This is a genomic window from Flavobacterium ajazii (assembly GCF_010614725.1).
Taxonomy (GTDB): Bacteria; Bacteroidota; Bacteroidia; order Flavobacteriales; family Flavobacteriaceae; genus Flavobacterium; species Flavobacterium ajazii.
The window spans coordinates 254,225-268,507 of sequence record NZ_JAAEHL010000001.1 but is presented as its reverse complement, the minus strand read 5'-3'; the positions used below and the strand labels follow the sequence as shown (position 1 = coordinate 268,507).

The following is a 14,283-nucleotide window of genomic DNA, read 5'->3' as shown; positions in this document are numbered from 1 at the left end:
GCATCGTTAACATTGCAAGAAAAACACAGTATTTCTTGTGCAACAATACAGCTCCCTTAGGTTAAGAAAGTTGTTAAATGATTATAGATTATCCAGATAGAAATCGCTTTATAAAAAATATTTTTCCAAAAAGACTGTTTATTTTGAGAACAGGCTGCCTGGCAGAACCATTAACCGGCAGCACGCTGTTCTCAATAAAAACTTATGGATTTTCGATCAAATTCGGATTTTGTGCTTTTACTTTTTGACCAAATCTTAGCACCAGACGTTCCGGTTTAAGCTGATGTGAGCTAAGCAGATTTCCTTGCTCATCATAAACATCGTGAGTGTAGTTTACAAGGTTACTGTATTTGGCATCAACCAAAAGCCTTCTCATATCGAGCCATCTGTAACCGCATACAGAAAATTCACGAATACGCTCTTCAAAAATATATTTGACAAGCTTATCCTGATCTGCGGCTACATCCACAGGAATCGAAGCGTCATCGGCAGGCATTCTGTTTGCTCTGAAATTTTCAAGATCAGCTACTGCGCTCTGCTGACTTCCTAACCTTGCTTTTGCTTCGATTGACAACAGTATTAGATCCGGAATTGTAACTCCAATTTGGTTACCTAAAGGACCGTATCTTCTTAACATACCTTTCGTGTAAACAGGTTCAAAACCAAATGCCTGTGTATTGGTGAAAAAATTAAGTCTTAAATCGGAGCTCTTATACAATTGCGCTGTTTCCGGTTTTATAACAATTTCATTTTGTATAAAGGCCCAAATATTGGTATTAGATTTGTCATAAATAACTTCTTGATTATCTTTTGCAATTGGATATGTAGGCCCAAAAAAGAAATTTATCGGCATAAATGCTCCCTCATCTGAAAAGGTATCATTGTAATTGTATAATTCCACTGTTAGATTCGAGCTGCTCATCAGGTCAATTGCCGACTGCAGATGGTTTGATGCTTCAGTAAATTCGCCTTTAAACATCAAAACTTTGCCCAATAGTGCCTCACCAGCCATTTTTGAAGCTCTGTTTCTCTTAGATAATACTGCCGGAAGATCCGGAATAGCCTCTGTAATATCAGACAGTATAAAATCGTAAACTTCTTTTACCGTGTTTCTAGTGAAATTCGTTAAAGTAATATCTGATTCCTTATTAATTGGATAACCTAAATTAGATCCAGCTGTGGAAGCGTCATAAGGTTTTCCATAATAGTTAATTAATGTAAAATAACTTATAGCACGACCAATTTTTGCTTCAGCCAACAGCGCTCTTTTCTGGGTATCTGTGCCATCTGTAGCCTTCATTACCTCTGCTATAACCTTATTATATGTATAAACAGCATTCAAATTTGTTAATTCCTCCGGAGTCTGACCAGCATTATAAATTTCATCATCCCATCTGAATAATCTCTGATTGCGTATATCAGCATTTGAGAAAAAAGGTTCAACTGCTGCAACCTCATCTCCCATTGGTACCAGACCATTTGAAAAAGTATTTAATGCCGGATCATCAAGCAGGCGTTCATAATCTGAAACCTTTTGGGCTATTAAGCTTCCCTTTGGTACTACTTCAAGATAATCTTCGCCGCATGAGCCTGTAATAACAGCAATCATTAACAAAACGACAGATTTTATATATTGTTTCTTAATTTTCATGATACTTCTTTTTATAATTATTAAAGAGACAGATGAAGCCCTACTGCGATAGCATTCTGCCCCGTTTTTGGGTACCTTACCTGATCTGCCTGAAACTCTGGATCTATTCCCTCTTTATTCGCCTTCCACAACATTACATTCGACATTGATATTCTAAAAGAAAGACCACTGATGTTAACTTTATCTAATATCGATTTTGGAAAACTGTAAGCCAGCGTAATATCTCTGAATTTTATATAAGAAGCATCTAAAACATTAGTGCTGCCTAAAGTATAATAATTCGTACTCCTGTCGTCGCCATCTACTGATGACTGAGGTACATATCTCGGTATATCTGTTAACAGTTCGTCTCCTGGATTTCTCCATCTATCAGCAAAATCAGAATGAAGATTAGCTCTTCTGAAACCTAAATTCCCCTGAATAAGCGGCCCATTATAAAAACTGTTCACATCTTTACGCATTACATGCCCTAAATTATATACTGCTGTACCACTTAAAGTTAATCCTTTATAAGTAAATATATTGGTAAGTCCACCATTCCATACAGGTGCTAAAGTTCCCTTGTATACAATATCTTCTGCAGTAGTAATATTTGGTGTCTTGGTAATTGTACCGTCTGCTAATTTTATCAGCGGGTCACCACTAGCATCCAATCCCTGATAATTGTATGCAAAAACCGCATATGCAGGATAACCTTTCATATAAGACATGTCAACCTTCTGATCTCCTGTGTTTATCACACTTGGTTGCTCCAGCTCTGTAATGGTGTTTTTATTATATGCCATTACAAACTGAGTTGACCATGAAAAATCTTTTGTTTCTACATTTAAAGTTTTAAGGGTAACTTCAATTCCCTTATTCTCCAAAGAACCAAAATTTCCGATAGCCGACACATATCCTGTGAAAATGTTTAAAGGAAGCTGCCCGATCATATTTTCAGTATCTTTCTTGTACAAATCTATAGATCCGTCAATCCTATTTGAAAATAGAGTGAAATCTAAGCCAAGATTGATATTTTTAGTACTTTCCCAAGTCAATTTTTTATTCCCTGGAGTAGCAATAGTTAATGGTATCACATTTCCTGTATATGTATATTCTAACTGTGGACTTAAGATATCATACGAAGCCGCTGTACCTGGAGAAGGAGCGTTTCCTGTTAATCCATAAGTTGCACGAAGGGCTAAATTTGATATAACAGATGAGTCATACAAAAAAGATTCTCCTGAAATCTGCCATTTTCCTCCTACACTCCATACAGGTTTACTCTGACTAGACTTGTCAAGAGCAAAAAGATTACTTTGGTCTTTTCTTATGCTTCCATTTATACTATATTTATTAAAGAGTGTATATGAAGCATTTGAAAAATATGATGTAAATCTGCTTAAAATATCTGTCTGAACAAAATCTCTTGGCTGATCGATACCTAAAAAGCTTCTTGATCCTGAATTTGGCATAACTGGATTTTCTATACCGTCATTTACCAGAGTCTCATAATTTACATAAGAATAAGTCTGAAGAAGCGGATCGTATCCCCTTACCAAAGTGGTTGTACTTTGTGTAGAATTCTCCTGAGCTTCCTGACCCAATAAAATATTAATATGGTGCTTTTCATCATTCCATCCCTTATCAAATTCAAATTGATTTCTGATGGTGTAGTTTTTCTGAGTAGCATTTGCTTCACTATATCGCCCTCCGGTACTTGGTAAATAATAAACAGGTGTATCACCCGGATTATCGGCAACCGTAAATTCAACAAGCTCTTTTCTTACCGTATAACTATCTTGTGAATCAAACATTGAAGTTTTGTTATTTCCGACAATATATCCGTAAGTACCTGTAAATTTAAGCCCGTCAATTATATTAACATTGATACCTGCTATGATTCTGCTCATAAAACCCTCCGTGTCGGTTGATCCCCTGTTAAATTCATCCAGAGGATTGTAATCAAGGCTTATTCCGCTTCGTGATTCAAAATCAGTACGAACTTCATCCGATAAGTTAGTCATATAAGACATTGATATATTCTTGCCATCTTTATCACGGAAAAGCTGATAAGGTAAAAATCCATAATTCACATCAAGGTTTCTTTTTGACGAGAGTTTTGATTTTGTAAAATCTGTAATTGCATAGGCACTGATAAAGCTATTTATCTTATAATCCTGTCTCGCATTTAACTTAAACAATTTGTCTTCATCTCCAGGTGTGGCATTTTGATTATCTGTGTAAGTGGCTGAAGTATAAAAAGAATAGTTATCAGTTCCTCCCGAAAGCGAAAGTGTATGATTAGACAAAATAGCGCTTCTGTAGAATAAGTTAGAAATCTGGCTTCTGTTATCTATACTTTCCAGACCTGCTAATCTGCTGTTTGCTTCGGCTTCAGAAATAAGCCCTCTTGACTGATCGTACAAAATTCTTAAGTGCGGAGGTACTCCACTTCCTCCATAGTTATAAGCAATAGCCTGATCCCATGTATACTCATCAGGAAAAAAGGTTTCTTTCGCCGCCTGTATAAATTGAGGACTGTTTAAATATTTCTGGTAGCCAAGATCGGGTCTGCCCTGAAAGTTACTAAATGCATCATATTCTATGCTTAATTTACTGCCCTTCTTCCCTTTTTTTGTAGTAAGTACAATTACTCCGTTGGCAGCTCTTGCTCCCCATATAGATGATGCTGTTGCATCTTTTAATACAGTGACATCCTGAACATCCTGAGGATTAATAGAAGATACATTTTCTATTGGTATTCCGTCTACTACATATAATGGATTTCTGTTGGTTCCGCCAGTAACATTACCAAACTGATCAAAAGTACCGATTGTCGTTAAACCTCGCACTAAAAAAGGATTTCCAGAAGCATTTCTGTTATTATTAACAGTAAGACCTGCAACAATCCCGTCTAAACGCTGCAGAATATTCATAGAATAAGTCCTGCTATCTACTATTTTCATATCAGCTTTTGAAAATGCACCTGCATTCCTTGCCTTTGAAAGTGTCTGATACCCAGTATTAACAATTTTTACAGATTCCAGTTCCATTTGGCTTTCTTCCAATACAACGTTAATTACTGCTTTGGTGTCTTTAATTGTTATCTCTTGTTTTTTATAGCCTAAAAAAGCAAAAATGATAACATTTCCTTTTCGAACATGCAATTCATAGTGTCCTTTCTCATCGGTAATTACACCTACAACATCGTCCTTAACAGAAACTATAACTCCTGGAATCGGATTTCCTTTTGCATCAGAAACGATTCCTTCAATTTTTATTTCCTGTACTGCTTCCAAAGTCTTTGGGGCATTAACTACCTCAATGGCTATGACATTTTGATCGACGAATACCGCCCTGTAATTTGAGCCTATCAAACGATTAACAACATCTAATACGTCTGAATTTGAAGCATTATAAGAAATCATTCTTACATCATCAAAGACAGTGTTATTATAAAAGAAATTAACCCCTGTCTTTCTGGTAATTTCTTTTAATACATCTGCCATTTTTTTATTTCTAGCTTCAAATGTAACTTTCTGCGCAGACGCAAATATGCTTGCATTGAAGCAAAATACTGTTAAAATAAATGATAGTTTCAAATTAAATAACAATTTTGGTTTAACGTAAAAATACTTTTTAGTATTCCATGAAAATAATTTATTTTTCATACTTTTACTGGGTTTGGTTATGGTTAATAGGTATCAGAATTTATTTACTTTTAACTAAAAGCTTTAGCCGGGGAAATGCGTCAACATTTTTCCGGTTTTTTTATTTACTACTTATAATCACTTCATTTACATTGTTTTTAGAGTTAATACTATATTTGATATTGGAGGTTCTACTTATAATATTCAGAATATCTTCTAGATTTTTTCTTTTCTTTATAAGTCCGGTAAAACGGCTACTTTTCAATGTTTCTGATTTGAATCTATATTCGAAATCGTACCATCTGGACATTGTTTTTAAGATATTTTCAATAGATTCGTCTTCAAAATAAAATACTCCTTCTTTCCAGGCAACAGATCTGGAAACATCAACATTAGAAATTTTAAATTTATTTGTATTAAGATCAAGATTAGACTGCTGGTTCGGAAGCAGATTTTCTTTCCTTGCCCCAAAGGAAAGTGCTACTTTACCTTCGACTAGTGTTGTATATATATTTGATTCATCAGGATATGCTTTAATATTAAATTCAGTACCAATCACTTCAATTTCCTGTTTATTATGAAATACTTTAAAATGAGTCCCCTTATGTTTACTACTTGGAGAAACATCAAAATACGCTTCACCATACATCAACTCAACATTTCTAGATACCTTATCCGAAAAAGCAACAGGAAATTTTAATTTAGATTCTGAATTCAGCCAGACCTGCGTTCCGTCTGCCAGCTTAATCGTATACTGCCCCCCTCTTGGAATAGTAAGGTAATTGAACAAAATTTCTTTTTCAGTACCAGCACTCTGGTCATAAACAATTTCCTGCCCATTACTGCTCACATTTTTATTTTTGTAATTTTTATCTTTCTCCAAAGCCACTTCAGAACCGTCTTCCAATGTCAAAATCGCTTTGTCTGTACCAATTTTTATTGTATTGGACACTACAGATTGATTGTTCGATTTATTACTTATGAGCGATTTTTGATTATATAAAAAGGTTCCTAAACTAATTAATAAGACAACCGAAGCTGCTATTGCATAGATTTTCTTTTTGTTAAATAACTTTCTAACGGGTTTTTCCTGATGTTGAATTTTCTGCCATACTTTTTCATACGCTGCACCAAGATCAATACTATTATTTGACCTATTTAAAAGATAGGCATCCTGAATGTAATGTTCGAAAACCTCTCTGTTTTCAGATTTTTTAAGCCATTTCCGAAGTATTTCCAATTCGGATGGACTAATTTCATTTGTCAAATATTTTAAAATCAAAGTTTCCAACATCACCAAAAATTTAACGTTATAGTAATATGACAATGTTAAGACTAAAAACCCTTAAAAAATTATCATTTTTTTTTGATACGGGTTAAATCCATGTTATTTATACATTGATTTTTTGTTTTAACCATTTTTTTTGCATTTTTGCAGGCAGAGAGATTTAACTATGACTGATTTATTATTAATAGAAGCTATAAAACAGGATGACAATGGCGCTTTCGAGGAATTATTTAATCGATATTACAAATCTTTAGTAGCTTATATTAATACTTATACTAACGATTTCGAGTTATCAGAAGATATTGTCCAGCAGACTTTTATTACCATTTGGACACAACGAAAGAAACTTCCTATTATAAAATCAATTAAAAATTATCTTCATACAATTTCATACCACTCTTTTATTGATCATTATAATAAATCGAAACGAAATGATACTTTCTTTGAAGAGTTAAAAGAAAAGGCTCTCAGAGATTCTATTGATGATAACAGCGAGCTGATTGATCGCAGGATTCAAAAACTTATAAAAATTGTAGATTCGCTTCCTCCACGCTGTAAAGAAATCTTGCAGCTCAATAAAATTGAAGGATTAAAGTATGCTGAAATTTCTGCAAAACTGGATATTTCAGTCAAAACAGTTGAATCACAAATGCGTATTGCCTTTCAAAAGATTCGGGAAGGGTTCGAAGATGATCCTTCTTTTTTAATTTTACTATTAAATATGTCGAAAAATTATAAATTCAAGACAAAGAAATCCTAAGCACCTTCAAGTTCATAATTAAAAAATAACCCTAAACTTTATATACCAAACTCTTTCTTTAAGTCATTCAAAATTTGAAAAAAATCATTTTCATAACTGTTTCCCAAAGGAATTTCTTCTCCGATTGAATATGCAAACAAAAGCCGGTAATGTATCAGATGTGTTGGTGCTTAATTATTGCAATTAACATCTACAGATTATCAATGATTTATATTAATATCTTATAACAATTAAAACAGTCCGAAGGCTGTTTTATTATTTTATAATGCCTTAAATCGAAAAAAAATAAGCTCAAACCAGACTAGGTGTTACAGATGTCTCTGGAAAAGAAATCTAAAACAGTTGTTAGTTTTAATCTTGAAAAAGAATCAATAGAAGGCTGAGCCGTGTTCTTGAAACTCTAAAATTATCAGAAGCAAAAAAGATATTTACTGACCGAATTAAATGTTGAAGGTAGTTTATAAATCTACTCAATGGGCATCCATTTTTAATCATCTTTAGCTCCCGGAAATCCTTGTTTAAATTACCCGATTAATTTTTACTCTATTTCAAAAACAACTGCTGTAGCAAATGGCATCTTTTTTGGACAATTTATCGATAAACCATCAGCTGTTTCTTCCCATTTTAATTTTCCTTTATAACCTAACAACTTTACGGTTTTAACTTTATTGCTAAAATGCTTTTCATCTGTACCCAATGACTTAATTTTTATTTGAGCATTTGGCTCTGGTACATTCATACAAAAAGCATATAACTTATTGTTTTTGCCAACGGTAAATCGAATATCCTGAGCATTAAACTTAAATTCAGCTTGTTTTTGCTTCAATGCACCTCCAGGTAATCTTTTTAATTTACCATCAATCATTTCTCCTTCGGCAGGAATTACCCATGCATGACTGCCATAGACACCTACTCCATTCAGTCTCATCCAATTTCCTACTTCTTTTAACATCTTCTGACTTTCTTCATTCATTGAGCCATCAGGTAATAAAGAAATACATATTGCAGCATTTCCATCACGTGCTATAGCTTCGATTATATAACGAATCATCATTCCTGAATCATAAGTAAAATCCGGAGCATAAAACCAGTCTCCTACCGGGGTTTCAGCAATCCAGGGCTGGTCTTTTTTAATATTTGCAGGAATACCATGTTCTTCGGTATTTACTGTCCCATTGGTTTTCTTACGAAACTTAACAATACTAAACGTATTTACCTCGCCACGGCGTGCTAAACTACGGTTATAAAAATCGGCAATCACACTTTGCATCGCATCGGCTTTAAAACCGGTTCCTGTTCCATTTCCGGTAAATGGCCCTTCAACGGTACCATCCGTATAAATAAAATCAGGGTCATAATGCTTTACCACATCCATCATTCTTAAAGCCCAATTTGTGGCATACCATTTAGCATAGCCTAAATGATTGCTGAATATTCCTGCTGGCGGAGGAGACCATCTGGAATTTGCTGCTTCAACTACTCCTTTGTATTCTCTTAAATTGATACCATAAAGCATTTTCGGGTCGTAGCCTTCCCACCATTTTCCTTTGCCATCAGCAAGGGTCAGATTACCATCATAGGGAATTCCTTTTTTAGGTCCTTCTTCATCGCTTCCAAATGCTGTTTGCCACCACCACCAAGTGTATTCGTGGTGAAAAGTTACTCCGTATCGCATCCCGTTTGCCTTACAGGCTTTTGCCCATTCTCCAATCAAATCTCTTTTAGGACCAATATTTACCGAATTCCAGGGTTGGTATTCTGAGTTCCATAAATCGTAATTATCGTGGTGTACTCCCTGAATCATTAGAAAACGAGCTCCTGCATCCTGATAAATTTTAGTAAGTTTCTCCGGATCAAGCTTAGTAGGATTCCAGTCACGTAAAACTTCTTTATATCCAACTTCAGAAGGATGTCCATATCTTTTAATATGATTTTCATAAGCTCTTTTATCTGACTTGTAAAGATAACGGGCGTACCAATCTCCACTCTCTCCGGCAGCTTGTGGTCCAAAATGAACCCATATTCCAAACTTTGCTTCACGAAGCCAGGCTGGTTCGCCAGGGTAATTTTTCTCGATTGATTCCCAAGTGGGCTCAAAAGGGCCTTTTGCAATAGGTATTTCTAATTTTGCCTCAGGAAATGTTTCCCAATCTCCCATAGGCACACTATTAGCAGCTAACGGAGCTGCAACCGCAGGCATAGGATTTTTATCCTGTGCATAAACACTGACCTGAAATAAAGAGAAAAAAGTGAATAAAATTGTAGTTCTCATTAATTTATTATTTGAATCATTTTTAGTAGATGTTTTTTTGACCTAATGAAATAGGTTAAAGATCAATATATACTCTTAACTAATCTCTACCTTTACCAATTATCCGTTCTGAAATTTGGTGCCCAAAGACCATCTTTATTCAACAGGCTAGCGGGAGGATTAGTACCCCAGGCATATCGAACCGCAACAGGTTTTGCCACTTCTGTACTGGAAACAATCACTTTTTCACCTTTAATCTCTGCATTTGCCGTTACCCATTTTTTATCTTCTCCGCAAATAGCAAACCCAGTCAACTTATTGTCTTTAGCTACCAAGCCTTTACCCAAATGATCGAAACTTAATTCAACCGTATTGTCTTTTATCACATAGTTTTTATATATCGGACCAGAATAAGCTACTTTTTCTCCATACCCTTTGGCACGGGCGATTAAACCCAGACGATACCCAATGGCTTGTTTGTTTTTCGGATGAATGTTGTTAGGTTCATCACCAGCGTTTTCGATAGCGACTGCCATTCCTGTGTTTTTTACAGATAAATTCTGTAATTGTGCTTCCCGAATAGTCATCATCGAACCATCTTCCACCGGCTTTTGCATAGGCTTACCGTAATTAGCCAATTGTACATACAGAAATGGAAAATCGCCCACCTGAAATTTAGAACGCCAATCCGTTATCAGCGTTTCCATGATTTCGCGGTAAAGTTTGGCCGAAGGACCGTTGGATTCACCCTGATACCACAACGCTCCTTTGATAGCATAAGGTGCAAGTGGAGCAATCATTCCGTTGTAGCATACATAAGGATTATGCTGATCACTAGCCGGATCTGGATTTTTGGGAGATTTAGGTGCTTTAGTGGCTTTAGCAGTAACATCACCTGCCGCAGCCTGTGCAACGGCTAAGTCACCTTCGAATTTTGCCAATTCATTACGATATTTGGACATAGTCACCGTACTATCAGATACAAACTTATCTATTTTAGCAGCATAAGTATCTAAAAGTGGTTTCAGATTAGGCTGTGCTTCCAATGCTTCCTTACTAATCCAGGTTTCAGCCGTACTGGCACCAAAAGACGAAGTAAGCAGTCCCACTGGGATTTTATATTTCTTATAAATTTCACGGGCAAAAAAGTAAGCCACGGCAGATTGATGTCCTATAGTTTCTGGAGAACATACCTCCCATTTACCAACCACATCCAATTTTACAGTTTGCGAAGGTGTGTACGGTACATCAAAAAATCGAATGAGCGGATATTTAGCATTCGTCACTTCTTCGGCCTCATTAATTACACCACACCAGTAACGCGTTTCTTTAGCAACGGTCATGTGCATATTAGACTGTCCGCCACATAACCAAACATCGCCTACATACACATCGTTGTACACCATACGATTTTTACCGGAAATTTCCATTTTGTAGGGACCTCCCGCTTTTTGTTTGGGAAGTTTTGCAATCCAGTTACCCTTGCCGTCGGCTTGTACTACAACCGATTTACCATTCAATAAAACCGTTACCGATTCGTTTACTGATGCCGTTCCCCAAACCGGGATGTCTACATCACGCTGCAATACCATATGATCGTTAAACAAGCTGTTTACTCTGATTTGTGCAGTTATCAGATTGCTAAAAACAGTTATTGCAAAAACAGCTAAAATCCATCTTTTATTTTTCATAATATAAACTTATCCAATTTATTCTAATTTGTAAATCTGTTCCATAGGCAACCATTTTTCACCATCTTTAACTCCCGGAGGTACTTGTTTAAGTACCACATGAGTTTTTCTCATTCCTTAACTTTTGGATTCGCCACATCCATATAATTTTTCTCTATTGATTTCTAATTGGGTTCAAACGATCCTTTTGAAAATAGGCATCTCTAACTTCGCCTCAGAAAATATTTCCTAATCTCCCATTAGTATACTATTATCAGCTAATGGAGCTGGCACCACTGGTATAGGATTCTTATCTTGTGCATAGAGGCTTACTTGAAATAAAGATAAAAACGTGAATAAAATTGTAGTTGTCCAAATACTTATTATTCAATTTTTACCATAAAAAGTAAAAATTGAATAATAAACAAATATATTTGATAAGAAACTTACTTGTGTTATTCAAAAACGATTTACTATTATTCAAAAACGACTTTTAAGAAATCTTATAGCTTAATGACAGTAAATTAAGTCTTATTTGACCCAAATAGATAAAAAAACTTTTTAAGTTAAAGTTTTAAATTATCTACCTCCTTATCTTTTTGGCAGCTTGCTCTCTTTTTCTCACTTAGTTTTTGAGAACCAAAATCTCAACAAGAGTATCTTTGTTTTTTGAACAAAAGAAAAAAGCAGTTTAGATAATCTTTTTCAGTATTTCCATACCTTGATCCCAATTTGTATGTCCTGATTGAACATTTATATGTCCGGCATTCCCTATATTTATAAATTCACTTCCCCAGTATTCAGCAAAGAACTGAGCTCTGTCTAAAGATACCCAGATATCATCTGAGCTTGCAACTACGATAGTACGAAAATCGATTTTATCAAGTGGAATTGGATCAAAACCTACCGCAGGAAATGTGTACTGAGGAGCTTCAAGATCGCTTGGAGCGACAAGTAGTGCACCTTTAATCTGTCTCTTGTATTTTACGGCCCAATGTGCTATTGTGCAGCACCCTAAACTGTGTCCAATAATTACAACTGTAGAAAGGTCAAATTGTAATACTTTTTCATCAATTGCTGCTATCCACTCTTCACAAACGGGCTCATCCCATTCTTGTTGTTCAACTTTATGAAAGTTGTCTCCCGATTTTAGAAAATAAGTCTGCCAATGTTGCGGTCCAGAATTGCCCAAGCCAGGCACAATCAAATAATTAATCATTGTTATAGTTGTTTTTATTTTTTTAAGTAAGGTACTCCAATTTTATATTAATAAGTTATTTTACAAATATTTATTAGGCTAAGATTTACTTTGAAATTCATAAGTAAAAAAGCTGATTCTTATATAAACATCTTTTTATAGAAATCTTCTAACAATATCTATTTTTCACAAGTAAATACTTGTAATCCAGCTTCCAGATAAGGAAACAGAAAATGAACACATTTAAATAAAATCTTTCTAATGAAGTAAAGCCATGCTTGATTAGTTTAAACAGCTTTTTTGACCAAAACACACTTTTAATATTATCCATTTTTAAACCATTATTAAGTATCAAAAAAGGGATGAATAAGTATTATATTTTTCATTAAAATTTATTAAGATTTACATGTAATTATATTATAATAATCTTCAAAAAATTGGTTAGATATTTGATTACTTGCCGCTACACCGACAAAAAGCTTCAGAGAAATCTGAAGCTTTTTTTGTTTAAGCACTAAAAAAACAAAAAGTCGAGAGACTTTTGGATGCAGTTCAAAGACATTTGTGCAGTTTTTCATAATGAACTCTTCAGAGAGCGAGAGTTGAAAATTGGTTTAATTCTCTCACAGTATCGGCAACAGGCAACAGAGATGGATAATCGGGATGTGATTGTATTTGAAAAAAAACATTTTTACAATATAGATGCCTCCTTTTCCAAATACTGGAAAAGGTAATTGTAATTCTCGGTCATTGTTTAGGATTATTTTAATTTTTTTTTGAGTAATTTTTCTAAATCTTCGGGGCTAATATTTCTTGCAACTATTTTACCTTCGGGGCTAATTAAAAAATTTGATGGGGTAAAAGAAATATATTTTTTTACAGCCTCGCTATTGTCAATACCCCTTTTCTCAATCAAATTTTTCCATTTTAGATCATATATTTTCAAGAATTTTTGCCATTGTTGCAAATCTTTATCAACGGAAACTGCTAAAATTTCAAAATTCCTGTCTTTATATAAATCATGAATCTTTTGTAATTTAGGAAATGTAGCGATACAGATACTACAATAGGTTGCCCAAAAATCTATAAGATACCATTTCCCTTTTAAAGATACTGTTTTAAATACGATATTATTTTCATCCGGCAATTCAAAATCATAAACCATATCGTTTACATTTATATCGTTTTTAGGATACAGTTTTTTTTCTATAATATAAATAGTGCTTTCTCGTTGATTTTTTTTATCTAATTTACTATATATTTTTTTTAATTGATTCTTATCCAAGGTGCTATCCCAACACTTTTCCTCAATTAAAGTACCCACATAATAATTTTTTGGGTTTTCAGCTGCCATTGTGTTTAGCTTTCTGTATAACTTTTGATCCCGATCTTTAGCAAATAAATTACTAGCAGCAAATCTTTCGTAATCATCCTGTATTAGAGCTGTTTTTGTACCCATAATTGAAGTTGTATGAAAAAAAACTGTCGTATCCTTGTTTTGGATTTCTTCATAATAAGCTAAGTCTATTTTAACGTTTTTATTTTCGAGAAAAAATTCTTTTTTCATTATACAAGGTTTTCCTCTCAACCAGAAAAACACATTTGTCATGTTGCCTGATATTTTCCCTTTGAAAGAAAATTTATTATTTTCTACTAAACAGCTATCATTTTTATCATCATAAGAAACGTATAAATACCCTTTGTAATTGTTTTTTAAAACCCCCTTTAATGTAAAATAATCTGGACTTTTCTTTTGTGCCTGAATTAGATTAATAAAAAAAAATAGGATAATAATATAGGTTTGCTTTTTCATGGCAAATCTTCTTGTAATTA

The 14,283-nt window shown here is 34.3% G+C and carries 8 protein-coding genes and 1 pseudogene; 2 read left to right on the top strand and 7 right to left on the bottom strand.

The genetic code is table 11. The annotated features are described in order from the left end of the window. Nucleotides 1-202 precede the first annotated feature (202 nt). The 3 genes from GWR14_RS01040 to GWR14_RS01030 all read right to left on the bottom strand — a co-directional run bounded on the left by GWR14_RS01040 (nucleotide 203) and on the right by GWR14_RS01030 (nucleotide 6,577). Nucleotides 203-1,651, bottom strand: coding sequence for a RagB/SusD family nutrient uptake outer membrane protein (locus tag GWR14_RS01040; protein ID WP_163407095.1), 1,449 nt, complete (start codon nucleotides 1,649-1,651; stop codon nucleotides 203-205). 20 nt (nucleotides 1,652-1,671) lie between these two features. After that, nucleotides 1,672-5,142: a SusC/RagA family TonB-linked outer membrane protein gene (locus GWR14_RS01035; protein ID WP_163407094.1), complete on the bottom strand. Its 3,471-nt coding sequence runs from the start codon at nucleotides 5,140-5,142 to the stop codon at nucleotides 1,672-1,674. 262 nt (nucleotides 5,143-5,404) lie between these two features. Beyond that, nucleotides 5,405-6,577 carry a FecR family protein gene (locus GWR14_RS01030; protein WP_163407093.1) on the bottom strand — a complete coding sequence of 391 codons (1,173 nt, stop codon included), beginning with the start codon at nucleotides 6,575-6,577 and terminating at the stop codon, nucleotides 5,405-5,407. A gap of 160 nt (nucleotides 6,578-6,737) precedes the next feature. Between GWR14_RS01030 and GWR14_RS01025 the strand changes: the two genes are divergently transcribed. Then, a complete protein-coding gene (locus tag GWR14_RS01025) occupies nucleotides 6,738-7,331 on the top strand; it encodes an RNA polymerase sigma factor (protein WP_163407092.1) in 594 nt (197 codons plus the stop codon). Nucleotides 7,332-7,639: 308 nt separating this feature from the next. Continuing rightward, nucleotides 7,640-7,776, top strand: a pseudogene (locus GWR14_RS24140) (IS1 family transposase); the annotation flags it as partial. 93 nt (nucleotides 7,777-7,869) lie between these two features. Here the strand turns inward: GWR14_RS24140 and GWR14_RS01020 are convergent. The 4 genes from GWR14_RS01020 to GWR14_RS01005 form a co-directional block, all read right to left on the bottom strand. Further along, a complete protein-coding gene (locus GWR14_RS01020; protein ID WP_163407091.1) occupies nucleotides 7,870-9,603 on the bottom strand; it encodes an alpha-L-fucosidase in 1,734 nt (577 codons plus the stop codon). Nucleotides 9,604-9,695: 92 nt separating this feature from the next. Beyond that, nucleotides 9,696-11,273: a sialate O-acetylesterase gene (locus GWR14_RS01015; RefSeq protein ID WP_163407090.1), complete on the bottom strand. Its 1,578-nt coding sequence runs from the start codon at nucleotides 11,271-11,273 to the stop codon at nucleotides 9,696-9,698. Between the two features lie 670 nt (nucleotides 11,274-11,943). Next, nucleotides 11,944-12,453 (bottom strand): RBBP9/YdeN family alpha/beta hydrolase, encoded by a 510-nt coding sequence (locus GWR14_RS01010; RefSeq protein WP_223150947.1) that lies wholly within the window; start codon nucleotides 12,451-12,453, stop codon nucleotides 11,944-11,946. Between the two features lie 757 nt (nucleotides 12,454-13,210). After that, on the bottom strand, nucleotides 13,211-14,263 hold the full coding sequence (locus GWR14_RS01005; protein ID WP_163407088.1) for a TlpA disulfide reductase family protein: 1,053 nt from the start codon (nucleotides 14,261-14,263) through the stop codon (nucleotides 13,211-13,213). Nucleotides 14,264-14,283: the final 20 nt, after the last annotated feature.